General features: G+C 69.2%; 19 protein-coding genes. 13 read left to right on the forward strand and 6 right to left on the reverse strand.

Annotation, left to right across the window (positions count from 1 at the left end; translation table 11 throughout):
* Nucleotides 1-431 precede the first annotated feature (431 nt).
* Nucleotides 432-6344 (reverse strand): MobF family relaxase, encoded by a 5913-nt coding sequence (gene mobF, locus ACYVKX_RS12510; protein ID WP_460832710.1) that lies wholly within the window; start codon nt 6342-6344, stop codon nt 432-434.
* Nucleotides 6345-6587: 243 nt separating this feature from the next.
* On the opposite strand from mobF, the gene ACYVKX_RS12515 reads away from it, so the two are divergent.
* From ACYVKX_RS12515 to ACYVKX_RS12555, 9 genes are all read left to right on the forward strand, one after another.
* Nucleotides 6588-6962, forward strand: coding sequence for a hypothetical protein (locus ACYVKX_RS12515; protein ID WP_460832713.1), 375 nt, complete (start codon nt 6588-6590; stop codon nt 6960-6962).
* On the forward strand, nt 6962-7243 hold the full coding sequence (locus ACYVKX_RS12520) for a hypothetical protein (protein WP_460832715.1): 282 nt from the start codon (nt 6962-6964) through the stop codon (nt 7241-7243). Before ACYVKX_RS12515 ends, ACYVKX_RS12520 begins: the two co-directional genes overlap by 1 nt.
* On the forward strand, nt 7240-9279 hold the full coding sequence (locus ACYVKX_RS12525; protein WP_460832718.1) for a hypothetical protein: 2040 nt from the start codon (nt 7240-7242) through the stop codon (nt 9277-9279). Before ACYVKX_RS12520 ends, ACYVKX_RS12525 begins: the two co-directional genes overlap by 4 nt.
* The gene (locus tag ACYVKX_RS12530) at nt 9276-9839 is read left to right on the forward strand and encodes a thermonuclease family protein (protein ID WP_460832720.1); all 564 of its coding nucleotides are present in this window, start codon (nt 9276-9278) and stop codon (nt 9837-9839) included. The genes ACYVKX_RS12525 and ACYVKX_RS12530 overlap by 4 nt, the downstream gene beginning before the upstream one ends.
* A 306-nt stretch (nt 9840-10145) precedes the next feature.
* Nucleotides 10146-12095, forward strand: a complete 1950-nt coding sequence (locus tag ACYVKX_RS12535) for a DNA cytosine methyltransferase (RefSeq protein WP_460832723.1) — start codon at nt 10146-10148, stop codon at nt 12093-12095.
* Complete coding sequence (locus ACYVKX_RS12540) at nt 12095-12325, forward strand: hypothetical protein (RefSeq protein ID WP_460832725.1); 231 nt, start codon at nt 12095-12097, stop codon at nt 12323-12325. The genes ACYVKX_RS12535 and ACYVKX_RS12540 overlap by 1 nt, the downstream gene beginning before the upstream one ends.
* A complete protein-coding gene (locus ACYVKX_RS12545; RefSeq protein ID WP_460832727.1) occupies nt 12325-12855 on the forward strand; it encodes a hypothetical protein in 531 nt (176 codons plus the stop codon). The genes ACYVKX_RS12540 and ACYVKX_RS12545 overlap by 1 nt, the downstream gene beginning before the upstream one ends.
* A gap of 310 nt (nt 12856-13165) precedes the next feature.
* Nucleotides 13166-14074 carry a DNA adenine methylase gene (locus ACYVKX_RS12550; protein WP_460832731.1) on the forward strand — a complete coding sequence of 303 codons (909 nt, stop codon included), beginning with the start codon at nt 13166-13168 and terminating at the stop codon, nt 14072-14074.
* 103 nt (nt 14075-14177) lie between these two features.
* Entirely contained in the window at nt 14178-14612 is a 435-nt protein-coding gene (locus ACYVKX_RS12555; protein WP_460832733.1) for a hypothetical protein, read from the forward strand.
* Nucleotides 14613-14841: 229 nt separating this feature from the next.
* Here ACYVKX_RS12555 and ACYVKX_RS12560 read toward each other — a convergent pair whose 3' ends face one another.
* Nucleotides 14842-15138, reverse strand: coding sequence for a hypothetical protein (locus ACYVKX_RS12560; RefSeq protein ID WP_460832735.1), 297 nt, complete (start codon nt 15136-15138; stop codon nt 14842-14844).
* A gap of 63 nt (nt 15139-15201) precedes the next feature.
* On the opposite strand from ACYVKX_RS12560, the gene ACYVKX_RS12565 reads away from it, so the two are divergent.
* Nucleotides 15202-16158, forward strand: coding sequence for an ATP-dependent DNA ligase (locus ACYVKX_RS12565; protein ID WP_460832737.1), 957 nt, complete (start codon nt 15202-15204; stop codon nt 16156-16158).
* Here ACYVKX_RS12565 and ACYVKX_RS12570 read toward each other — a convergent pair.
* The 4 genes from ACYVKX_RS12570 to ACYVKX_RS12585 form a co-directional block, all read right to left on the reverse strand.
* Nucleotides 16155-16331 (reverse strand): hypothetical protein, encoded by a 177-nt coding sequence (locus ACYVKX_RS12570; RefSeq protein WP_460832739.1) that lies wholly within the window; start codon nt 16329-16331, stop codon nt 16155-16157. The two genes, ACYVKX_RS12565 and ACYVKX_RS12570, sit on opposite strands and share 4 nt — an antisense overlap.
* Nucleotides 16332-16424: 93 nt before the next feature.
* Nucleotides 16425-16931 (reverse strand): hypothetical protein, encoded by a 507-nt coding sequence (locus ACYVKX_RS12575; RefSeq protein WP_460832742.1) that lies wholly within the window; start codon nt 16929-16931, stop codon nt 16425-16427.
* A 6-nt stretch (nt 16932-16937) separates the two neighbouring features.
* Nucleotides 16938-17798, reverse strand: coding sequence for a DNA methyltransferase (locus ACYVKX_RS12580; RefSeq protein ID WP_460832745.1), 861 nt, complete (start codon nt 17796-17798; stop codon nt 16938-16940).
* On the reverse strand, nt 17795-19777 hold the full coding sequence (locus tag ACYVKX_RS12585) for an Eco57I restriction-modification methylase domain-containing protein (protein ID WP_460832747.1): 1983 nt from the start codon (nt 19775-19777) through the stop codon (nt 17795-17797). Before ACYVKX_RS12585 ends, ACYVKX_RS12580 begins: the two co-directional genes overlap by 4 nt.
* A gap of 147 nt (nt 19778-19924) precedes the next feature.
* Here ACYVKX_RS12585 and ACYVKX_RS12590 point away from each other — a divergent pair, with 147 nt between their 5' ends.
* From ACYVKX_RS12590 to ACYVKX_RS12600, 3 genes are all read left to right on the forward strand, one after another.
* Complete coding sequence (locus ACYVKX_RS12590; protein WP_460832749.1) at nt 19925-21889, forward strand: AAA family ATPase; 1965 nt, start codon at nt 19925-19927, stop codon at nt 21887-21889.
* Nucleotides 21886-23142, forward strand: a complete 1257-nt coding sequence (locus ACYVKX_RS12595) for a hypothetical protein (protein ID WP_460832751.1) — start codon at nt 21886-21888, stop codon at nt 23140-23142. Before ACYVKX_RS12590 ends, ACYVKX_RS12595 begins: the two co-directional genes overlap by 4 nt.
* 226 nt (nt 23143-23368) lie before the next feature.
* On the forward strand, nt 23369-23811 hold a 443-nt coding region (locus ACYVKX_RS12600), incomplete at its 3' end, for a hypothetical protein (RefSeq protein WP_460832753.1).

Raw genomic sequence — 23811 nt, forward strand, 5'->3', positions numbered from 1 at the left:
CCCCGCGACCCTGGAGCACACCACGGCGCACAGAGCCGATCACCAGTAGCGGATCCTTATTCGGGGACGTAGCTCGCCCGGCCTGCGCCACCCGCGAGCCCGAGCAGTTCGGTGACCGGAACCCTCTGGGCTGACTACGCGTATGCGGAACGCCCCGGCACGTGATCGCCGTCCCCCTGGGGATTCAAGACCTTGCCCATTGTCGAGCGTTTCAGTGTTGAAAGAACTATCGCGCACTTTTGGAAAAGTTCGCTGCATCTCGACAACAGCGGTTGATGTTGGTGTCCGAGGGGACGGCGGCGTATTCGGGTCGAGATGCGCTCGCAGGTCGCCCAGAACGCTTCCTGGCGAAGGTTCAAGGGCAGATTCAGGCCCTGAGGCGACCATTGGTTGCCCCGAGTTCGCTCTGAGCGATTCTGAGCGAAGAGCGGTCACCGTGACGGGCCGGCCGGATCAGGCCCCGCAGGCGGCACAGTGTGGTCGGGAGGAGTGGTGGCGGCGCTGGCGGAGAGCCGCTGGTCGGCGGCACGGCGACGGGACTGGGGATCGTTGTTCCTGGCGGCTTGCTTGCGGGCCTCGTCGTTGATCTCGTTGATGCGTGCCTGGGCGTACGCCGGGCGGTTGCGGTCGCGCTCCATGCTCTCGGTGACGGTCTGGTGTTCGAGGATTCCGGTTGCGAGGTGGAGCCTGTTGCGGAGCCGCTCGAAGCCGTGCAGCCAGTGTTCGGAGCCGCGGGAGCCGAGCACTCGGGCGGCCTGGTGGATGAGCTTCTGCCGGACGTCGGTGTCGGACCAGTGGCCGGCGGTGCGGAGCAGCTGGTCGATCATCGCGTTGCCGAGCGGGGACCGGTTGTCGATGGCGGCGGCGATCGCGTCGGGGCCCTCGGTCTCGAACAGCTTGGCCGGGTCCAGTCCGTCGGGCAGGTCGAGATGGGTGGGGTCGAGGTCCGCGGCGGTCAGGTGCCAGAAGGCCTTCTGCGCCGACTTCCACCCGGCCGGGTCGGAGTCGGTGGCCACGGCGATGCGGTCGCGCCCGTTGACCAGGTCGATTTGGGCGCGCAGCAGCTTGATCTGGTTGACCGTGAGGGCGGTTCCCATCGGGGCGATGCCGACGGCGGCGCCGTCGCTGCCAAGAGTGACGGCCAGAGCGTCCATGGGGCCTTCGACGATGACAGGGAGCGCGCCGTCGGCGAGGCGTTCGCGGGCTTCGGCGTACCCGAAGAGCGCCTCGCCCTTGGTGAAGATCGGGGTGGTGCGGGTGTTGAGGTACTTCGGTCCGGCGAAGTCGTCGTCGGTCTTGGTGGGATTCCGGCGGCCGACGAAGCCGAGGATCGCCTCGCCCGCGGGGTCGTGGGGATCGCGGATGGGCATGACCAGTCGGTCGCGGAAGAAGTCACGGCCGCGCTGACGCAGCGAGGCGAGACCTGCCTGCTCGAGCTCGTCGAGGGTGGCGCCCTGGTTGGTCAGGTGGCGAATCAAGCTGCGCCCACCTCCGGGTGCGTACCCGACTGCGTAGTTGGGGTGGTCGGCGAGGTCGGTCCCCAGCCGCTCGCGCAGGTAGCCCGGTGCCCACGAGCGCGGGTAGCAGGACTCGAAGTAGGCCAGGGCCTGGTGGTTGAGCTCGTGGATCCGCTCGGCCGGGAGCGCGCTCGGGTCGGGGAAAGCGTTCTCGGCCGTGACCTCGTCGGTCTGCTCCCACGGCAGGGGCGTCGCGTACGGGTCCTCGACGTACGGGTGATGAGCGCCCGCGCCATCTTCGTACGTCATCGGCTCGTACTCATCGCGGGGCGGCTCCCAGTCGACCGGCTCGGCCGCGAGGGTGTCGTAGTCGTCCGGGGTGGGGGAGTGGGCCAGAGGGACGCCGGCGGCGTCGGGCTGGTCGCGGTAGAAGGCGGCCATGAACTCGTCTGCGTCCTCGGGCGGCAGCAGGTCCGGGTCCAGGTCCGAGGGAACGTCGGCGTCGCTGTACGGCGCTGCCTCGTCGCCGTGCACCGGTGCTTCTATCGGCTGGTCGGTGAGCATGGCGATGCGCAGTACGAGCGCGTCGGCGACCTCGACGCCGGTCAAGCTCCCGTCTTGCGGGACGCCGTCGAGTGCACTGGAGAGGATCTCGGTCGGGGTCCAGCCGTGGTGCTCGCAGGCTTCGTCGACCGCCGCCACGAGCGCGGGCCACGCGGGCGCCTTCTGCAGGTAGTCGGCCTTGGTCGTGCCGACAAGTTCGGTCAGCGAGGTGCGCCATGTGGGCTGCAGCAGGTTCGCGGAGTGCTCGTCGGCGCCGAGTGCAGCCGGCCCGAGGTGAGGAACGAGACGCCACCACAGCGCCGCGGCCTGCTGCTCGTCGGGCAGCGGCCGCGCGGCCGCGGCGGTGTCCGTGTCGGTGTCGGACTGGCCGCCCGAGAGGGATGGATCGGTGGCGAGCGCCTGCTTGATGTAGTCGGTCACGGGCAGCCCTGCACGTTCGAGGCGGGCGAGTCGCTGGCACAGCGGGGTGATCCACGGGTCGGCGCGGACGTTCTCGGGCAGCACCTGGTACCAGGTGCGCTGGGAGAAGGGGTAGCTCGGACGTGCCGACCGGACGGCCCGGTTGAGCTTTGCCTGGTGGGCGCCCGGGGCGCCGATGGTGCGGTCGCCGGTGGGGCGCAGGTCGTTCTCGTCGGTCCGGGCCACTGCCCGCCACACGGCGAGATCGGCCCGCAGGTCGGCGTCCTCCTCCTCGAGGAAAGGCTGTGCCCACACGGGGGCGGTGGCGCCGGTCCATCCCCGAGCCTCATCGCGTACAGCGTCGATCTGTTCACGTACGAGCTGGTGGTAGGCGGCCGCGAACGGACCCCAGTCGCGGGCTTCAGCCAGCCGGCCGGGGACGCCGGGCAGCCAGGGCAGCGGCCCGCTGCTTGGCGGGGGAGTGTCAGCATCGTGTGCCGGGACCGGGGTGAGTTCGGCGGAAAGGTCGTCGATGCGGGCGTCGAGCACGGCCGCCGGGTCGCGTGCGTCGGCCAGCGAACCAACACCCACGGCGGCGGTCAGCAGCTTCAGGGGGCTGTGCTCGTCGAGCGCGATGAGCGCGAGGTGGGAGCGCAGTGTCGGCCACGCGGGGGCCTCAGTGAGCCCGGTGAGTAGTGCTTCGGCGTGCGCGTCGATCTTGTCCATGCCGATCGGGCCAATGAGGTTCTCGGCGCCAGCGGTGACGGCGTCGTGGTAGCGGGCGGCCATGTCGCCGAGCAACTGGTGCGGGTTGGTCTGCTCACGCAGCGTGGTCGTCGCGGAGACCGGCGAACCGTCGCGGCGCAGCATCTCGGCGATCCGGTCGAGCGCGGTCGGCGGGATCAGTGCCTCGGGCCGGATCAGGTTATGTGGGTCGCCGTCGCTGGCGACGTTGAGATAAAGGTGGTTGGCGAACTTGCCGCGGGAGAGGGCGACGTAGAGCAGGTTGCGGTCTTCGTCACCGGTGAGGACGACGTGGCAGGTGCCGGTGGTGATGCCTTGGGCGCCGTGGACGGTGGTGGCGTAGCCGAGCTGGACGGTCTTCGAGGCGTAGTCGGCGGGCAGGGTGATGGTCTTGCCGAGTTGGTCGTGGACCACAGTCAGGGAGCCGTCGGAGTTGACCTTCTTGACGTGCCAGCGGTCGCCGTTCTTGACCCAGTTGGTGCGGCTGATGCGTAGGCGGCGGTCGTTCTCGCGGGTAATGATCCGGTCACCTTCGGAGACCTTGGTGCCGTCAGCCAGGGTCAGTACGCGCCCGATCTCCTCGTCGAGTCCGACGAGGCGGTCGTTGCGGGCGCGGGTGTTGAGCTCGGCGACGAGGTCGCGGGTGGGTGCGATCAGGACCGAGTCGGTGCCGTCCGCACGGTCGGCCGCCCACGCGGCGTAGGCCTGGTCGGCGCAGGCACCGAGGTCGCCAACATGGATCCGGCCGCGGTCGGCGTAGAACGCGATCGCCGACGGGTCGCCTTCGCGTAGCGCGAGGGTGGCGGCTGCTTCGGCGTGGTTGATGCTGCCGTCGGGGTTGCGGAAGCGGTGCACTTCGGTGAGGGTGACGGCGCCGATCTGGTGGGCGATGTCGCGCAGGACGCCGCCGGCAGCGACCGAGGCGAGCTGCCGGTCGTCGCCGACGAGCCGCACCTGTCCGCCGCGGGAGGTGATGTAGTCGATCGCGGCAGCCAGATCGGTGGTCGCGGCCATGCCCGCCTCGTCGATCAGGACGAGGGTCTTGGGGTTGATCTTCTCCATCCACGTGGGTGCTCCGCCGTTCTTGGCGTGCCACACGAGCTTGGCGAGCGTGTCGGCGCGAACCTTCTTCCGACCCGGGCGCCACGGCCCGTTCAGGAGCCCCTTGGCCTTCGCCGCGGCCCCCGCATCGCTGGTCTCGGGGTTGATCGAGGCGCCGAGTTCTTGGGCTGCGACCGCGGAAGGGGCGAGGCCGATGACGATGCCGCCGGAGTCCTGCCAGGCGCGGGTGAGGACCTGCATGGCGGTGGTCTTGCCGGTGCCGGCGGGCGCGAGGGCGAGCTGGACGGCGCGGCCGCTGGTGGCCATCTCGCGGACCAGGGACTGCTGGGCGGCGTTGAGCTGGAGCTCGTTGGCGGCGGCTTCGGCGATCGCGATGCCGACGCGTACCTCGCTGATGGTGCGGCCGCCGGTGCGGCGGGCGGAGTCGACGATGCGCCGTTCGGCGTCGATCACGGCCTGGGAGGTGTACTGGCGGGCGCCGGCGAGGCTGTAGACGCTGACGATCTCCGCGCCCTGGATCCCGTGGTCGATGCGCTGCAGGGGAGCGGGGATCGTCACGTCCTGCTCGGCCGCACTGGTCGCGTGGGTGAGCGGGTCGGGGTCGTTGAAGGCGATGGAGTGTTCGCCGATCGCGGTGGCCACGACGCGGTCGACGGCGGCGTCGAGGTCGGGCAGCCGGACGCCGTGGGCGCGGGCCTGGCGCTGTGCCTCGGCGCGCAGGTGCCAGACCTGCCAGGTCGCACGGTCTTCGGCGACCCGCGCGACGACACGCTGGGCGGTCTCGGCGACCCACTCGTCGGTGACATCCTGGGCGTCCGGACGGTGTCCGAGGCAGTGCTCAACCATGTCCCGGACGGCCTGCTCGCTGCCGATGATGACGGCGGCCTCGGCCAGCCACGCGGCCCGCTGGTCGGCCTCGGCGCGGGGTGCGTGCTTGGCCTGCCGGGTCTGGTCCCATGCCTTCTCCGCGAGGGTGACGGCCTCGCCTTCGGTCGGCGGGCGACCGTGCTCGGTCTGGAAGGCGGCCGCCAGTTCGCGGCGTCGGGCCTCGATCGCGCTGCGCCTCTTGGACCAGGTCGTGGCCAGGCGCTCGTCGACACCGACGATCTCGCGCACGGGCCGCTTGTCGACGCCCTTGTTCAGGCCGCTCCGCCGGTTCTCGAAACGAACCCCCAGCCGGGCGATGAGCTCGGACTCGATGAGGGTGTTGTACATCTCGGCGAGGGTGACGTTGGCCTTGTAGAGGACCCGTCCGTCGACGGCGAGCCAGCGTCCGGTCTCGTCCTGGACCTTGTTGCTGACCGCGACGTGGGTGTGCAGGTGCGGGTCGGAAGAACGTGCGTCGCGGTGGGTGAACATGCCCGCGATCAGGCCCTTGGCCTTGACCTGCTGGAGGCCGCCGCGGCCGCGGCGCGTGAACAGCACCTCCTGTTCGAGCCACGACAGCGTGGCCTCGACGGCCGAGTGGTGGGCGTCCTCGATCTCCTTGGCGACGTCGCGGTCGGCCAGTGCCCACAGCGTCGAGACCGACTTCACCGGGGCGAAGGTGAGGTCGTACCCGGCCACCGCGGTGGTCTGCTGGCGGGTGGCCTTGGCCATGAAGGAGCCGCGCTCGCGGTCGTCGATCGGTGCCCGGCCGTGCTCGCGGAGGAAGTGCTCGTTGCCCAGTTCGGTGCGGATCTTCGCCCGCACGTCGGCCGGTACCGGGGTCTTCCAGTGCTCACCGTGGGCCAGGTTGTAGGCGATGTAGCGCTTCGCGGTTTCCTGGATGAACTCCGGCTGGTTGCCCAGGTACCTGGCGAAGACGCGGCCGAGCTGGGAGGCCTTCTTGGCCTGTTCAACGCTCTTCCCGGCGTCCAGAGCGGCGTTCTCCAGCAGCTCAGCGTCCGGGTGACGGCCCTCTCCGAACAGGTTCCGCATGTGGGTCTCGGTGACCTGCGAGCCCACCTCGAGGTCGAGCGCGCCGAGACCCTCGCCGAACCAACGACCTGGTGACTCGCCCTTCTCGGCGTAGTAGTCCGCCAGCCCCTGGTGGCCGCGGTCGGTCGCATCGTGCGCGGCGACCTGGCGGGTCAGGTACGTGTACCCGTCTCCCGCGGTCAGCTTGTGCACACCCATCACGTCACGGAGAAGCAACCGCGGCGAGCCGGTTTCGGACACCTGCCTGGCACCGATTTCCGACAGTGCATGGGGTGCGAGGGATCTGGTGAGGTTCAGCGTCTGGTGAGTTGAGTGACGTGGTGGGTTCGAAATTCGGTGGATCGGAGGTGTCCGATCTGGGTCGGTCGAGGTTGCTTCTTGCTTGTGAAGGGTCGCGGTGGATTTCCGCGACGTTCCGAATCAAGGAAGAGGTGGTCCCCAGTGGGAAAGGCGACGCAGGCACAGGCGGGTCGGGATCGGGCTCGGGATGCCCGGCTGGAAGGGGCGCGGGAGCGCCGGCTGAAGCTGGACCCGGACCAGCTGGCCCGGGAGCAGCGCATCGACGAAGCGGTGGTTGACGTCGAGGTGGCCTGGGAGGCGCGCAGCGAGGCCGAGCAGGCCGTCGCGGCCGCGGAGGCCGAGGCCGCGACCGCGCTCGAGCGGCTCCTCGATGAGAAGCTCGCGGTTAAGGACGTGGTCCGGCTGACCGGGATGGACCAGGCGACGGTACGTCGGCTGCGTCAACTCAAGCAGGCAGAGCCGACGTCAGGCCCCGAATCGGGTGACCGGCCGGCGTCGGCGGCCGAGGTGGCGTGATGGCCAGCCCGGCCGACCCCTTCGACGGTGTGTCGGATGCCGAGCTGCGGCGCCGACTGATCGACGCTGGTGACCGCCGCCTCGACGGGCTGTCAAGGACGGCGGCGCAGGAGGCTCGCCGAGACCAGGCCATCCTGGTGACGGAGCTGCAGCGCCGCGGCGCGCCGCTGGAGGAGCCGCGTCCGGCACTGCTGCCTCCTGGCCGTCGTCCGCTACAACCCGAAGACCAGTGCGCACCTGCGCCGGGCCGCACGGCCCCCGGACCGGGGATTCCGTTTTGAGCGGGCAGCCGACGACCGTCACGAGCCGGCGTCGGCAGCACGAGCTGCTGAGGTCGTGGTCGGGGTGGCCGCTGACCTCGATCCTGCTCGACCCGACGGAGGTCGCCCAGGTCCGTGAGGCGGGCTGGTCGGGCACGCACCACCGCGACCCGGAGACGGGGGAGCGGATCGTCGGCACGGCCGACGGTCTCGGGTTCGGAGTCGACGGCTCGTGGCGCAACCCGGTCGAGGTCATTCCGTGGGCGGAGGTCGAGGCGATCGCCAGGGCGGTGCCCGACGACGTCCGCGACCAGCTGGTCGCGTTCCGGGGTCGGTGGCGTGACCACCAGTCCGCCTACCCGCGGTTCGTCGCGAGCGCTGCCGCGGTCGGGTGCGGGCCGATCGTCCTGGGCGAGCCGCTCACGCCGCGGCAGGAGGCCTACGTGCGCGAGCTCGAGGCCTTCGAGGCCAGCGGTGTGCTGCCGGCATGGGAACAGCAGCGCGCCGTCCTCGAGGCGGAGCGCCTGGAACTGCACGCCCGGGCCCTGTCCCTGGAGGCCGGGGCGGAGGCCGTTGATCTCCTCGAGCTCCTCGAGGACCAGCAGGTCGGGCAGTCCGTCGCCACGGCCACGGTTGAGCCGATGCGGCCAATCGGTGAGGACCGGGCACGCATCGCGGTCGCCGAGGTGCGCCGCACCCTGCCGGTCGGCTCTCGCGTGCAGGTCATCTATCTCAACGGGCAGCGCGAGCAGACGACACCCGATGTGCGCACGGTGACCAAGCAGACGCGCTACGAGATGGTGACCGCCCCGGTCGGGGGCGAGAAGGGGTCACACCTTGCGTGGTCGGGCCAGCGGGCCGAGCGAGACGCGAAAGCCGTCCTGATCATCCGCGATGCCGACGGCACCCCGTTCGTCGCCTACATGCCGCTGGCCGACGGTTCTCCGGAACCAACAGAGGCGACCTTGCCGATCGACCCTGCGTTGGAGCTGCGGTACACCGAGGCCCGCCGCACCACGGACGCGGCAACGCTGGACGACATCGCCGGCAGCGAGATCGCACTGAACCGCCGCACGGTCGCAGAGAACAGCGCGACCTCGCCAGCGACCCTGGAGCGCCTGGCGGCCGACGACGACGTCCAGGTCCGCCGGGCCGTTGCCGGCAACCCGAACACTCCCGTCGAGGCACTCGACCGTCTCGCGAGCGATCCTGACGAGGCCAAGGAGCTGGGCGAGACGAAGGTCCGTTGGCTGGTGGCCAACAATGCCCGCACGGCCGAGACCACGTTGGCCCGGATGGTCGGCGATCCGGATGCGATGGTGCTTGGCGCGATCGGCCGGCACCCCCACGCCTCCACAGCAACCCTCGAGCATCTCGCGAGCACGCCGGCACCTGGCCGGCAGTGGGTCGATCCCGATGTTCGGCAGGCGGTGGCCAGCAACCCGAACACGCCACCCCGCCTCCTGGCCGGCTGGGAGAACGCCGACGGCAACACAATGGCGCAGGTAGCGAAGAACCCCGCGACCCCGGCCGACGTCCTCGAGCGGATGTCCCGCGACACCTCGACGGGCAACCGCACGCGTGCACTGGCCGCCACCAACCCCTCGCTCCCGGCCGCCGCCCTGTACCGGCTCGCTCACGAGGAAGACGCGTGGGTTCGCGAACACGCAGCGAAGAACCCGAACATCGACGCAGCTGACTCACACCGGGTCGCCCTCGACCAGGAGCCCAAGGTCCGACGGGCCCTCGCACGAAACGAGCACGTCGAGCCCGGCGTACTAACGCGCCTTCAGGCCGACCCGGACGCATGGGTCCGAGTGGCGCTCGCGAAGAACCCGAGCATCACCCCGGAGACCCTGCACGCACTGCGCGGCGACCTGAACCCGAGGGTCCAAGAAGCCGTCGAACACAACCCAACTGCGGCGCACCTCGTCGAGCAGCGGGTCACCGCCGCCGAGAGGCCAGGGCTGCTCCCGCCGCGGCCGCGGCCGCGTAGCCAAGACGAGCTCCACCAGGCAGCTAACAACGTGCAGACCCGACCGGAGGTGGCCCGATGATCGCAAGCAAGCCGGTCCGGCTCCTGTCCCTGGCGATCGTGGCCCTGGTCGTCATCGTCGGCGTACGGGGCATCGTCGGCGGCTTCGCCTTCGGCGGCGACCTCCTCGCCACCACAGGTGGCCCCGGCTCCGCGGCCGCCGGCAAGCGCACGGCCGGCGTCGTGGCCTACGTCCTCGACGGGGACACGATCCAGGTCACCACCCGCGATGGCCGCGATGTACGGGTGCGGGTCCTCGGCATCAGCGCTCCCGAGATCCCGCACCCCGGCAAGCCGGGGGAGTGCTACGGCTCCACGTCGACCCGGCACCTCACGCAGCTGCTGCCGGCCGGCACCCACGTCACGCTCGCGAGCGACCCGACCCAGGACGACGTAGACGTCTACGGCCGATGGCTTCGATACGTCCAGGCCTACGGCCGCGACATCGGGCGCGCGCAGATCCGGTCCGGTGCCGCCACAGCACGCGACAGCTCGGACCCGGTCTCACGTCACGGGGCGTACGTGCAGGTCGAAGACCAGGCCCGCGAGCGCGGGGCGGGGATGTGGACGGCATGTCGATGACCAACACGCCAGGACCGATGACTGCGGAGGGGTTTACAAGCGGTATAGGGGGGCTATACCGTATAGGTGGGCTATACCCCAGCGGCGTGGGCCGCATCCGTTAGGCGTAGGAGGTCGCCAGATGAGCATCTGCGAGGGATGTGCGCAGAGAGGACACGGGCCGGAGGAGTGCGCGAATCGGGATCTCCCAATGTGCGCCCGGACCTGCACGTGCCGGCACGGAGTACCGGAGTCCGACCCGGCGCCGTACTGGTCGGCGGTGAGCGCCGCGGCCGAGTCCGCGGCATCGCCGGAAGGACGGGGCTGATGACCGCCCGGCATCGCCCGGCCGCACGTCGGCGCCGCTTTCGGCACGACGAGTACATCGCCGGCGATCTCTTCTCCGGGTTCGGTGGGCTGACTCAGGGCATCGAGCGCGCCGGGTTCACCGCGATCGTCGCGGCGAACCACAACGAGTACAAGGTGAAGGTTCACGAGGCGAACCACCCGCACGTCGAGCACTGGATCGCGGACCTGGTCGACCCGGAGTCCAGCGACTACCACTCCGTGCGCGAGTTGCCGCCGGTCGACCTGCTCGCTGCCGGCGTCTCCTGCGTCAACCACTCGCCGGCGAACACGAAGAAGGCCTACGAGCACGGCCTCTCGCTGTTCGACATGGAGGACCCGGAGTACGAAGCGCGGGTCACGCGGTCGGAGCGTGACCGTGCCACCGCCAACTGCGTGCTCCACTACGCCGCCCAGCACCACCCGCTGCTGATCCTCGTCGAGTGCACCACGGAGCTCGCCTCATGGGGCCAGCTCGTTCCGGGGAAGAGGAAGGTCGGCGACGGTTCGACCTACCGGTGGTGGCTCAAGCAGTTCGACCTGCTGGGCTACAAGCACAAGGTCCTCTACCTGAACTCGATGTTCTTCGGCGTCGGCCAGTCCCGGGACCGCGGCTACTGGGTGTTCTGGGACAAGAAGCTCCCGACCCCGGATCTGGCTCACCGGCCCGAGTCGTGGTGCGACCGCTGCCAGACGATCGTCCAGGCCGTGTGGTCCTGGAAGACCGGCGTCCCGCCGACCGGGTCGGTGCGGTACGGCAAGCAGTACAACTACCGCTGCCCCTCGTGCTCCCGCGAGGTGATCCCGCCGTTCACGCCCTCGCTCGAAGCGCTCGACCTGTCGAACCTGGGCACCCGCATCGGCGACCGGGAGAAGCCGCTCGCGGCTGCCACGATGGCGCGCGCCGAACGCTGCCGGCAGCGGTTCGCCGAGTTCCCGGCTGTCTTGATGCCGGCGAAGTCGCAGCGCGGGTCGGAGCGGCACCCCTGGCAGCCGATGGCCACCCAGACCAGTCAGCAGGAGACCGCGGTCTTGTCGACCGGCGCGCTGATGGCCGCTGCCGGGTACACCTTCGAGCGGCCCGGCTCGGAGTGCCGTAGCCGCGACTTCGGTCAGCCGCTGCCGGCGCAGACCTCGACCAACGGAACCGGACTGATCACGCCGCCGGTCGCGATGGCGGTCGACAACTTCCAGGGCGCCCCGCGCGGGGTCGACGAGCCGCTGCCGACGCAGGGCGGGTCGGAGACGATGGGGCTGCTCTCGGCGCGAGTGATACCGAACCGGACGAACGCCACCAGCCGCGGTGTCGGTGAGCCGATGGAGACCGTAGTCGGTGGCGCCGGATCCGGCGGGCTCTCGGTGCTCTCCTCGGGTGTGCTCCCGTACCGGAAGCACACGACGCCCACCTCACACGCCGAGGCGATGCCGACCGTGACGGCCGAGCAGATCCCCGGTCTCCTGACTGCGGCGGGCACGATCAAGAACAACGGGTCGATCCTCGAGGCGAAGTACCGCGCGCACCCGGTGTCGGCCCCGCTCGGCGCGGTCACCGCTGAGCCGACCCAGGCGCTGCTGTTCTCCGGCTGGTACAAGCAGAACGGCTCTACCGGCACCGAGACGGCGCCCCATCCGGTCACTGACGCGTTCGGGACGCTCACCTCGCGCGACACCACCGCGATCCTGACCGCCGAGTGGCGCGAAGCGCTCGCGGACCTCACGCTCGAGGACTGCTACTTCCGGATGATGTACGACCACGAGATCGGCCGTGGCTGCGGGTTCGACGTCGACTTCGCAGGCCACCAGGGCACGTTCCAGGTGTGGGGATCGGCCCGCGACAAGGTCGACGGCTACGGCAACGCGGTCTCGCCGCCGGTGGGCTGGTGGATCGGCGGCCGGCTTCGCGCGGTCCTCCACGGAGAGGTGGCGGCGTGATGACCGCGCAGGAGCTGCCCACCGCCGCGGCGACCGACCGGCGGCCGGAGTCAGCCGCCCGAGCCGCGTTCCGGCGCGAGCAGAAGCCGCTCGGCGCCAGCTGCGACTTCCCCGGGTGCGATCGCCACGCCGTACTCGGCTCTCGGATGTGCGACTACCACGTCCTCGTCCGGCTCGCCTCGAACGGCTCATGGGTCGACGACAGCCACCCTGATGGGGGGCACGGCTGATGGAGACCCTTGCCCCGATCCGTCACGGCCACCTGGCGGCCGCCCTGTTCGATACCGGCCGCCTCGACGCGCCGGCGTCCTCGCAGCACTGGCGGGTGGCCCGTGACGGTGACCCGCTCGGCTCGGCGCTCTACCGGCGCCACTACTCGGCTCGTCGCTACGCCGACGGCCGGCGGCCAGCGTTGTTCGTGGGCCCGGGGGAGAAGCTCGTCCTGATCGCCCATGACGACGCCGCCCTGTTCGTGTGGCGACGCTTCATCGACGCATCGGGCCAGACGGGCGTCAACTGCGCGGTGTTCCGCAACGAGAGCACCGAACTCTCCTCAGAGCTGATCGCGGACGCTGAGCCGTTCGCCTGGCGCCGCTGGCCTGGGCAGCGTCTCTACACCTACGTCGACGCGGCCGCGATCCGGTCGACGAATCCGGGCTTCTGCTTCCAGCGGGCCGGATGGCGTCGCTGCGGGGTCACCAAGGGCGGGCTCATCGTGCTCGAGCGCCTCCCGCACCTGAGCACGGAAGGAGGCGAGTGATGGCGTACCGAGAGACCTACAGCTACGTGGTGCTGTGCGACCGATGCGGCGTCACAGCTCCTGAGGGGACGGGCTGGTGGACGCCGGCGATCGCCGATCGAGCCGCGATCGAGGCGGGCTGGGTGATGACGCGGACCGAGCATCTGTGTCCGTCCTGCTCGGCTGTCGAAGCGGGCGATGAAGGCGAGGGAGCTGCTGAGCGGTGCCCGTCGCGGGCCGCTCTGCGGCCGTCTCCAGAGCCGGCGCGGCGGACCGACGTGTGCTGGCCTCCCTCCTCGCCAGCTGCTGACCAGGCGTGGGAGGGGACACGATGAGCGCACCGGTCATGGGAGCCGTCGGCGGTAGTGAGGTCGCACGTGCCCCGATCACGCCGTTGGTGCCCTACCACGGCGGGAAGGGCCGGCTGGCGCCATGGATTGTGTCGCTGCTGCCGCCGCACCGGGTCTACGTGGAGCCGTTCGCGGGCAGCGCCGCGGTGCTGTTGGCGAAGGCGCCGTCGATTCACGAGGTCCTTAACGACATCGACGGGAATGTCGTGACCTTCTACCGGGTGCTGCGCGACCGGCCCGACGAACTCGAGCGGGTCTGTCGGCTCACCCCGTACTCGCGCGAGGAGTTCGCGCGAGCGGATCTGGCGGAGGGGGGCTTGTCGGACCTGGAGCGTGCTCGTCGGTGGTGGGTTCGGACCAATCAGTCGTTCGCACACACCGGGAGTACCCGGACGGGCTGGTCGACGAGCATCAAGCGCGGCTCGAACAACGCCCGGTCGGTGCTGAATCGGATCGACCGGTTCGCGGCTGCGGTCCACCGGCTGGGGACGGTGACACTGGAGAGCATGGATGCGGTCGAGATGATCGAGCGCTACTCGGTGGCCGACGGCGTGATCTACGCCGACCCGCCGTACCTGGTCTCCACCAGGTCGACGATGACGAAGCGGCCCTCGGGCGACTACGTGCACGAGTTCGCCTCCGAGGACGACCACCGCCGGCTGGCCGAGGCACTGCGGGCCAGTCGGGCGACCGTGCTGCTGTCGGGCTACCACAGCCCGCTGTACGACGAGTTGTACTGCGACTGGTACCGCACCGAAAGAACGGTGCTGCGCCGTACGTCGAACGGCCGCTCGGCCTCGCAGGTGCACACCGTGGAGGTGATCTGGTCGAACCGTGCCGTCGACACCCAGGTCGCCTTCGACTTTGACGGCACAGGGGCGGGGTCATGACCGGGCGGCGGCACGCATGCGTGACCGGCTGCTGCGGCCTACGGTGCTGGGTGTTCCCCAGATCCAGGCTCCAGCAGCCGAGCCCCGATGAGGCGGCGGTTCGATGATGCTGGACGACGAGCCCCCGGCCGTCGCCGATGGGGCCGTTACAGTCGGCAACATGCAGCCCGCCGATGTGACCGCCGTACCGGCCGAGGTGGTGGAGGACGTGCTTCGCGACCCGTCAGGATTCCTCGCCGCGGCCGCGGAGGCAGCACCTGGCTGGGCGACTCGGTACGGCGGACCGGAGGGCGTTGCGCAGCTGACGAGCGCTCTGCATGACCATCTGGCACAGCTGACGAAGAGCAACGCCGAGCTGCGAGCCGCGACGGTGGTCTACCTGCGCACCCATCCGAAGCTGTCGCTGTTGACGATCGCGCGGCTGCTCGGCGTGACCAAGGGCGCCGTCCAGCACGTCATGCGCCGTGCCGGGGAGGATTCGACTCGGGCGTCGGGGACCTTCGCGCGGCTCGAGTCTCCCGGAGCCTGGCGTTCCTGACGGCATCGTCCATGCTTCCCAAGTGCGCGTGGACGAGCCGTGCGGTGTACGGCACGTCGAGCGGCTCATGGACGTCGACGCTCCCAGTGCCGACCCTCGCGCTCCAATCCAGGATCAGCCCGCGGGACGGCTTGAGCCGGCCGGTGTTGCGGATCAGCACGAACCGCACGCCGGCGTACGGTCGCCACGCGTCGTGCTTCGGTGGGTTCGCGGACACCTCAGCGCCCGCTCACTCGGTGGTGAGCAGCTCGGCCGGGACCCACTCCTCGACTGAGGCCCAACGCCCGGGCCGCAACTGCGCCACGTAGACGACCCTGCCCTCCCAGAGATGGCCCGCGCGGCGCCACTCCAGCAGAAGACCGGGCCGTGGTTGGGACCCGGCGACCGGTACTGAGATCCAGCAGTGTCGCCCCGGCTGATCCTCGTGGATCGGCGCACCGCCGCCGTCTTCCTTCTGAGGCTGGCCGGCCCGGACGCGGTCCTTGAGTGGGATGCCCGCGCCGCGTCCGTAGCCACCAGCTGCCATGCCCCCTAGAGTAGAACAGGTGTTCGACGCGAGCGGCGGGCCTGGGTTTCGTACGCTGAATGAGTGCCAACCTCCTGGGAGCCGATGCTGGCCAAGCCCGCAGCCACGCTGCCGGCTTCTTCGGCACTGCCCGGCGGCACCGTCTACGAGCCCAAGTGGGACGGCTACCGGGCCATCCTGGAACGCGGCTCCGGCGGGTGCCGGGTCTGGTCACGCACCGGCGCGGACCTGACGGGCGGGTTCCCAGACGTCGTCGAGGCTGCCTGCGAGCAGCTGGCCACCGGCACGGTCGTCGACGGAGAACTGGTGGTCTGGCGAGCCGGTCGCTTGGACTTCGGCGCCCTCGCTCCACGCCTGGCCTATCGCGGCCGCCGAAGGCCGCCGGCCACGATCGCGCCAGCAACGTTCCTGGCCTTCGACGCCCTCGCCACCGGGGATGTCGACCTGCGAGCCGAGCCGCTCCGACACCGCCGAGAGCAGCTGGAGCAGCTGGCCGGATCGTGGCGACCGCCGCTGCAGCTGACGCCCCAGACCGCGGACCGGGCGGTGGCACAGCGCTGGCTGGAGGAGTACGCCGCCGCCGACGCCGGTGTGGAGGGGATCGTCGCGAAGGGTGCCGCCCAGCGGTATCTGCCGGGTCGGCGAGCCTGGGTGAAGGTGCGCATCCGCAACACCCGGGAGGCCACGGTGGGCGCGGTCATCGGCCCGATTGAGCGACCCGACAGGCTCGTCCTCGGGCTGCGCACTGAGGCAGGGGAGCTGCGGGTTGCTGGGGCCACGCATCCCCTCACCACGGAGGAGGCGGTAGAGCTCGGCAGAGTCCTCACCCGTGCTGAGGAACACCCCTGGCCGGCCGAGCTCAGCACTCGGCACCTGGGCCGGTTCTCCGTCGAGCCGGTCCCGATCACGCGCGTGGCCCCAACCCTGGTCGTGGAGGTGGAGGCAGACACCGCATTCGAGCACGGGCGGTGGCGACACCTGACCCGCTACCGGCGGGTCCGCTGGGACCTGTGCGGCTAGCCTCGGCCCACGCGGATGTGCAGGATCCGCCAGCCCTCGGGAACACGCTCCTGGAGCTCGGTGAGGGCGTCGTCGTACGTCGTGGCCGCCACGGTGAGCTCGCCGGTCTCCAACTCGTAGCCGTCGCGGTGGCCCGGGGGAACTTCCTCGGTCGCCGCGGTCATCGTCAACACCCGAGCACTCTAGGGAGGGCCGCGGACACCGGCGGGCGCTTCCGGGTGAAGGGCCCCCACACTCGCAGACAGCGGCCATCGCTGAGCATCGGGTTACACCCCGCCGCGGAGCGCGGCCTGTGACCAGTACGCCTCTACTTCATCGAGGGTGACGATTCGCCGAGGCAATCCTCTGCCAACGCTCGGTCCAGCTTCGAGGAGTCTCTGGATTCCCTCGTGGCCCGCGTCGCCCGGCATGAGCGTGCGATAGCGGTATGTCAGATAGGCCGACTCCACCACGACGAGGAGCGGACGCCCTGGATCAGGCGGATACAGAAGATCCCTCGGCCCGAATTTGAACTCGAGCTTGGGATTCTTGTTGCTCTCGGAGAAGACCAACTTCTTGGTGACCCGGTCGACGACTTGGCCGGTCCCGGAGATCTTCTCCAGCGTGACAGAACGGTCGTCGCCGGGCTGGAGGTTGAAGAACTGGCGAGCGACGTCCTTGTTGAAGTGAACCTGCTGCCATCGTGGCGGACCGTTACGGTTCGATGCCTTGCCGACCTGGCCAATCAGAGACATCTCTGTCCCCGTTAGAAGGTCCGGGACTTGAGCCGTCATCGTGAGTCACCGCACCTGCTCAGGCACCCGCATGATCTCGTCGTACGGCAGCACAGTCTTGCCAGTCGACTTCTTCGTCGGGGGCTTAGCCGCGATGATGACGTACTCGTGCACGTTCTTGAACAGGAAGTTCGGCGGGTATGGATAGCTGCCGAAGATCGGGCGCTGGCCGTTGGCCGAGCCCCACTTCCCGCCGGTGCCGTCCTTGTTCCAGATGATCTCGTTGACGAGCACGAAGCCCAGCTCGCGGAGCAGGATGACCAGGTCCGTCGCGAGCGGGAACGTCAGCAGGCCATGCTCAGTGTGCTGGTTCACGTTGGCGGTGTTGACGCAGAACTTGCGGCCTGGCGCGAGCACGCGGAAGACCTCGGCAAAGGCCGGCCGCAGCGACTCGATGAACTCCAGGTAGCCATCGACGTTGCCGAGGTTGTTGCTGCCATCGCCGTAGTCCGCCTTGTTCCAGTAGGGCGGGCTCGTAATCGCCAGCCCGACGGAGTCGTCCTCCATGTCGAGCTTCCGAGCGTCCCCCAGCGTTGGGTCGAACAGATCCCCGGAGCCGTTCAGCAACGCCTTGTCCCGGAGCATGCGCTCGACATACGCGACGCTCTGCTCAACGCAGACACCGTGGCGCTCCAACTCGGCTGATACGCGGCCCGTTGTCCCGGTGCCTCCGAACGGGTCCAGCACCGTCTCGCCGACGAAGCTGAACATCTTGATAAGCCGGCGAGGGATCTCCGGTGGGAAGACAGCCGGGTGCTCGGGATCGGACGTGTTGGCGATGCTCCACACGGTCTTGGTGTACTCGCGCCACTCCTCCTTGGTGATGGCGCTTGCGTCCCGCTGCTCTGGGGTGACAACCAGGCTCATTGAGTCTTCCTTCGGATCAGGTTGCGTCGCTCCGAGTCGAGGTCCACAACGACAAGCTGGTGATGCCAGGCGGCGAGGCGCGCCGCGTAATCCACGCCGATGGAAGCCCCCACCTCGGCGTCGATCTCATCGATCAGGTCGGCGTGGATCCACGTCGGATACGCCACCGTAGTGCGGCCACGGTTGTTGCTGACGACCGGGCTCTGGAGTGCCGCTTTCCAGAGCCGTTCTCCGAGGTCAGCCAGACGCTCCAGGCGCTCAGGCTCAGCGCTCGGCACCGGGATCCGCCGGTGAACCGTGCCCGTGACGTGGAATCCGTCGCCGGTCACATGCCAGATCCAGAAGGCCAACCGGCTGCTCAGGAGGGCGTAGGCCGCGGAAGCTTGCAGCTCGGAGTCGAACTGCAGAACCGAGTAGCTGTTCTGCGAATCATGTCCGTCGGTCACCGCCCGATATGGATCTCGCACGACTCCCAGGAAGTTGTAGGCGGTCGGGGCCAGCGCCAAGACATCCGCCTGATCTTCCTCGATCGACCTGGTGACGCGCGTCAGGGCCACGAGGCGGCGGTTGGTGTGCCAGTGCTCCAGGTAGTTGGCTTGTGCGCCGCACGCGAGCAGCAGGTCGCGCTCCCACTCCGTGCCGATCTTGGGAATGGTGTTGGGCACGCCATCGATGCCAGCGATGGATGTGACCGGAATGGCGGCGAGTGCCGTCTCACGCGTCCGGCTAGTCCAGCGAAACAGCGGGCTGGTCGTAAGGCTGGCCGGCGCAGTCTTGTCGAGATGCACGATCGCGTTCCGCGTCTTGATGTCGTCCCCGAAGAGTGCGTCTGGCACCCGGTCGAACGACAACAACTCGAGCCAGCCAGGCTGGTCAGCCAGGTGCCGGCGCAGCTCGGGGAACGGTGCCCGCGTCGAGGACACGACCGACAGCGGCAGGACGATGGCCAGGGCGCCGTCATCGGGCAGGAGGTCCGCACACAACTCGACGAACACAGGCGAGATGTCCTGGCTCGCGGTCGGCCCGGTCACCGGGTGGAGGTGTTGGATGTGGAAGCTGGTGTCGGTGCGCTGCAGCGGGGCGTACGGAGGGTTCGCCACCACCCGCGCGAAACCGACCTCTGCTGTCTCCGGGAAGACTGATTCTGGGCGCCAAGGCCCGTAGCGCCCCAGTGGATGCCCGTCGAGCGGTTGATTCGCGGTGTCGAACGCGAGCGCCGGTTGCTCGGGTGTCGGTGACACGTCGATGAGCAGCGCATCACCGGTCGCGAGGTTCCGTCGATATCCGTGCCAGCGTTCCCACGGAGCCGGCCCGTCCGGGTTGCGGACGAGATCCTCCGCCGTAAGAACGAAGGACGATGTCTCCGCTGCCAGCGGGTCAAGGTCGACGCCGTAGATCCGGTTACGGGCTCCCGGCTCGTCATATGTCGCCGCCATCACGGCACGGAGGAACACTCCACTGCCATGTGCCGGGTCGAGCCAAAGATGCTGGGTCGAGCCACCGCCCGCCGCCAGGACCCGCTCCACCATCAGGTGTGCGACGTCGCCCGGCGTGTAGTAGACGCCTGCCGCCTTGCGGGAACGGCGCTCATGGGCGGTGCTCTGGGAGTTCAGGACATCTCGTCGTGTCGCCGCTGCCATTGGATCGAGCAGGTAAGGCATGAGGGCGCGGATTTCGACGGCGCTGGTGACGTCGATCGGCACGGCCACGTTCGGCACGGTGCCGAGCGGACGGTCGCTTCCTTCCCAGAACCACGCGTGCGCAGCTGCGAGTCCGTCGACTGCACATGGCGCCTGCATCGAGGCCGCCACGAGCCACTCTCCCATAAGCGCCCACGCTGACCGCCGAGCTACATCGTCGCGAGCGAGCGTGAAGCCGAGACCGACGCGGGCAGGGCGGTAGAGCTCCTCGAAGGGAACATCCACGGCCGCTTCGACCTGGGCAGCGGCGGCACGCACGCCGCGCGCCAGGCGCTCCACGCGGGGCACCAACGGGCGATTGTGACCAGGAGACGACGGCGCCATCCAGTCGGGAGGCGGCGGTTGTCGTCGAGTCACGTTGTCAAGATAGGGGCTGGGACCGACGGTTCCTCGGTGCCCGGGCCGTGCGCCCGATAACTTGTTGGCGTGACCGACTACGCCATGCTCGCGAACGCCCGGATCTTCGCGCACGTTCAGAAAGGCGAGCTGGCCGCCAAGGGTGGAACCCCGGTGGCCGACGCGCTGCGCCGGATGTCGACCGGAGACCACGTCGTCCCGCTCTTCGAGTCCGCGCCCGCACACGGGGAAGACGAACGTCGAGCCCTCGCCAAGCTGTGCGATGCGCTCGGGCTGGACATCGAGCAGGCGCTCAGCGACTACGAGGCGGTCGCGGGGTCGGTCCCGTTCATCCTGACCGTCACCGGCGCAGCCCAGGACCGCGAGGTCGACGGCGAAACACTGCTCGTGGTGCTGGTCAGCGCCGCCGACCTGCCGGACCCGCTACCAGCGGGAGACTTCCTGCGGCTGCGCACGCTCAGCGACACCATCGCGTCGCAGTTCAAGGGCACGGCGCCCCCTCGCCCGATCCAGGAAGTGCCGAGGGCCTTGGTCACCAGCGTGCGCGCCGCAGCTACACCTGGGCGGGACGACGTCTCACTCTTCCGCCGGTTCACACTCGTTGCGGCCCAGAACGTTGAGACGGCCACCGGGTTGCTTGCAGATGCCGATCGAGAGCCCCGCGAGGGTGACATGACCTTCCTTGTCACGCGCGCGACCATGCCCGGTCTCGTTACCGTCGATGCCAGCGGCGCTCTCGGGCAACCGCAGCAGCCCATCGCACGCACGCCGGAGGAGATCAAGGAACTCCTGATCGATGCGCAGCGCAAGGCCACCCCCGCGGATCCGTTCAATGCCGACCCGGCCATCACCGCTACGGACGAGCTGATCGGGCTGCTCAACTCGGACGACAAGGTCAAGGCGGTCGATGACTTCGCGGCCTTCTATGAGTACCGCCGGCTCAGTCAAGCGGTCACCCAGGCCATCGAGCTTGCGAAGCGGAAGTTGCCCGTCGACGCGACGGCCGCGGTGGAGGCCGAAGAGCAGGCCGAGGACAGCGACGCCGCCGCAGCCCTGCAAGGTCTGTCTGTCGAGGCAGTCCTCGCCGAGCTGCCCGACGGCTTCTCGATAGAGCGAAGCGTTGTGGCCGCAGCCGTGGCCTCGCTGCGGGCGGGGAAGCACCTGCTGCTCGGTGGGCCACCGGGTACGGGCAAGACCACGCTGGCCGAGGCGCTCTGCCGAGTCGTTGTCGGCAGCAACTACGACGTGACCACGGCCACCGCCGACTGGACGACGTTCGACACGATCGGCGGCTATCTCCCCGACGCCGGAGGGCTCAAGTTCGTGCCTGGGGTCGTGCTGCGGTCACTGCGCACCGCGGGCTGGCTCATTATCGACGAGGTCAACAGGGCCGACATCGACAAGGCTTTCGGGCCGCTGTTCACTGTGCTCTCAGGCGGCGAAGGAACCGCCGGTCGCACATCCGTGCTGCCCTACACCACGGGTGACGGGAAGCCCGTCACCATTGAGTGGGCTGCCAGCTCCAGCAGCACGGAGGGTACCTATGCGATCACGCCGTCTTGGCGGCTGATCGGCACACTCAACGTGTCGGACAAGGCCAGCCTGTTCCGCTTGTCGTTTGCGTTCCTGCGGCGCTTCTCGGTGATCGATGTACCGCTCCCCGCCGAGCCCGACTACCGGCGGTTGTTTGCGCGGTGGTTTGAGGCGCTCGGCCGCGATGACACCGACACCTTCGTGAATCTGGCAATGGCGATCGCGACCGGTCCCGTTCCGATCGGGCCGGCCATCGGGCGCGACTTCGCCCAGTTGATCATTGAGGGCCTGACCGAGACCGCCAGTGGAACCCCGACGTTCGGGAGCACCCAAGAAGCGATCTTGATCGCGGCTCGCCTGCTCGTGGGACCGCAGTACGAGGGCCAGCCACTGACCTCCGGCGAGAAGCTCCTAAGCATCATCGATGAGGCCATCGATACGACCGGCATTGCTGCCCGATCCAGCCTCGCTGATGCGCTCCATGAGGTAGCGCTGTCATGAGTCAGATCGACAGCAGCATGGAGCCCGACCTCCGGGCCGTGATGCTGTCGGAGGTCGAGGCGCTACTGCCTGCGTTCCTCAGCGCCGCGAGCGTCGAGCGTGACGGCCCGGTCAACGCGGCGGTCGAACTCCTCGGACTGCCCGAGTCGGACCTCCGGCGCGTGTTGGCCGTCCACGTCATGCTCTCCGCAGCGGTGCGCGAACTGGTGGCCGCCCTCCCGACGGGCGTGCGCCGGCCGCTGACCTCGTCGGTGAGGCCACGGGTCGCCGGCCGCACCGTGACCTCCGGTATCGACTGGGCGGCGACGGCCCGTCACCGAGCGACATCCAGCCCTCTCGGTGACATCTGGGTGACTCGCCCGGCCAACCGCGTCTTCGACATTCCTGAGAACCGGGCGCTCGCATGGGTCCTCAAGACCATCGAAGAACGGGGCATCCTCGCCGTGTCTCCGACAAGCGACGCTCCCGGCATATGGGGCGACGAGATCCGAGCAATGACCGCCGTCGTGCACCGCGCGCGACGCACCGCCTGGCTCGAAGGCGTGCCCGCAATCTGGCCTGGCGACGAGGCGTACTTCCGGCTCAAGGCCGACCGAATGGGCTTCTACCAAACCCGGGTTGCGAACGCCGCCCGCTATCTCCGCCACATCCTCCTGGCTCCGAGGCCGCACGACGTCGTCGAGGCACTCAGCGAGCGCTACTTCGAGCCGCGACAAGATTGGAAGCTGTTCGAGATCGCCGTCCTAATGCGCATCACCCGGGTGCTGTCGGCTGCTGGGACGCGGGTCAACCCGACGAGGCTCTTCCACGACAACAGAAACCGTCCATTCGCAAGTTTCCGCATCAGCCCCACCCGCGAGGTCAGGCTGTGGTACCAGACCTGGCCGCCGGCGACCCGGCCGTCGGAGCTCGATGATGCTGTGCGGCACTACGAGTTGCCCTTCGGGGGCAATCGCCCTGACATCGTCGTCGAGACCGTCGATGCTGGTAGGTCAGTGCGTGCCATCGTCCTTGAGCTGAAGGCGTCTACGTCCGGCTCATACCTCAGCAGCGGTCTTACCCAACTCCTCGGGTATCTCAGGGATCGCCCTACCCTGCTCACTGCACCTGCCTCCGGCTGGTTGGTCGGACCCGCCGGTGCGGGCTACGCATCCAAGGACCCGGATGGCCGCGCACTCTGGGTCACGTCGGCCGACGACGTGGCCTCCGCAGTGAGGTCCGTCGCGCTGAGCGCCGAGCTAGCCCGCTCCTAAGCGCGCGGGGGAGGGGGAGCGGACCGCCCGGATCGCGGCCATGAGCGAGCGCTGTCTCGTACGTCGCCCGGGTGCTAGAGCCGGTCTGTTCCGCGCGGGTGAGGCAGATCCGTACCGCTGCGGCCGAGGAACTCGAGCACACACCCGAGCCGGGCTCTTGTCGGAGCGAACCTCTGTGGATGTCAGTCGGCGTTACTACAGTCTGAGTCCAGCGAAGGGAAATCCGATGATCGTGTCGAACAACGACATCCTGTGGTCGGCCAGCGACCTCACCAGGGCAGCGGAGTGCGAGTTCTCCCTGCTCCGTCAGCTCGACGTGAAGCTCGGACGGATCCCCGCGGCCAAGACCGCCGTCGACCCCCTCATGGACCGCATCGCCGAGATCGGCCTTGAGCACGAAGCCCGCGAGCTGGACCGCCTTAGCAAGGGGCTGGCGCCGTATGACGTGGCGACGGGCCGTGGCGTCTGCCTCATCGACTACCCCAAGCCCTACACGGCCGCGCTCCTGGCCGAGCGTCGCGACCAGACCCTCGGGGCGCTCGAGGCCGGCGCCGACCTGGTCTGCCAGGCGGCGTTCTTCGACGGCAGCTTCCACGGGTTCGCCGACTTCCTCATCCGCGACGACGACGCCTACCGCGTCTGCGACGCCAAGCTCTCCCGGAACGAGCG

This window comes from Nocardioides hungaricus, assembly GCF_054782915.1.

Coding starts and splice junctions, on each gene's coding strand:
- mobF (WP_460832710.1), bottom strand. CDS start 6,344: ATGGGTGTGCACAAGCTGACCGCGGGAGACGGGTACACGTACCTGACC.
- ACYVKX_RS12520 (WP_460832715.1), top strand. CDS start 6,962: ATGGCCAGCCCGGCCGACCCCTTCGACGGTGTGTCGGATGCCGAGCTG.
- ACYVKX_RS12530 (WP_460832720.1), top strand. CDS start 9,276: ATGATCGCAAGCAAGCCGGTCCGGCTCCTGTCCCTGGCGATCGTGGCC.
- ACYVKX_RS12535 (WP_460832723.1), top strand. CDS start 10,146: ATGACCGCCCGGCATCGCCCGGCCGCACGTCGGCGCCGCTTTCGGCAC.
- ACYVKX_RS12540 (WP_460832725.1), top strand. CDS start 12,095: ATGACCGCGCAGGAGCTGCCCACCGCCGCGGCGACCGACCGGCGGCCG.
- ACYVKX_RS12545 (WP_460832727.1), top strand. CDS start 12,325: ATGGAGACCCTTGCCCCGATCCGTCACGGCCACCTGGCGGCCGCCCTG.
- ACYVKX_RS12550 (WP_460832731.1), top strand. CDS start 13,166: ATGAGCGCACCGGTCATGGGAGCCGTCGGCGGTAGTGAGGTCGCACGT.
- ACYVKX_RS12555 (WP_460832733.1), top strand. CDS start 14,178: ATGATGCTGGACGACGAGCCCCCGGCCGTCGCCGATGGGGCCGTTACA.
- ACYVKX_RS12560 (WP_460832735.1), bottom strand. CDS start 15,138: ATGGCAGCTGGTGGCTACGGACGCGGCGCGGGCATCCCACTCAAGGAC.
- ACYVKX_RS12575 (WP_460832742.1), bottom strand. CDS start 16,931: ATGACGGCTCAAGTCCCGGACCTTCTAACGGGGACAGAGATGTCTCTG.
- ACYVKX_RS12580 (WP_460832745.1), bottom strand. CDS start 17,798: ATGAGCCTGGTTGTCACCCCAGAGCAGCGGGACGCAAGCGCCATCACC.
- ACYVKX_RS12595 (WP_460832751.1), top strand. CDS start 21,886: ATGAGTCAGATCGACAGCAGCATGGAGCCCGACCTCCGGGCCGTGATG.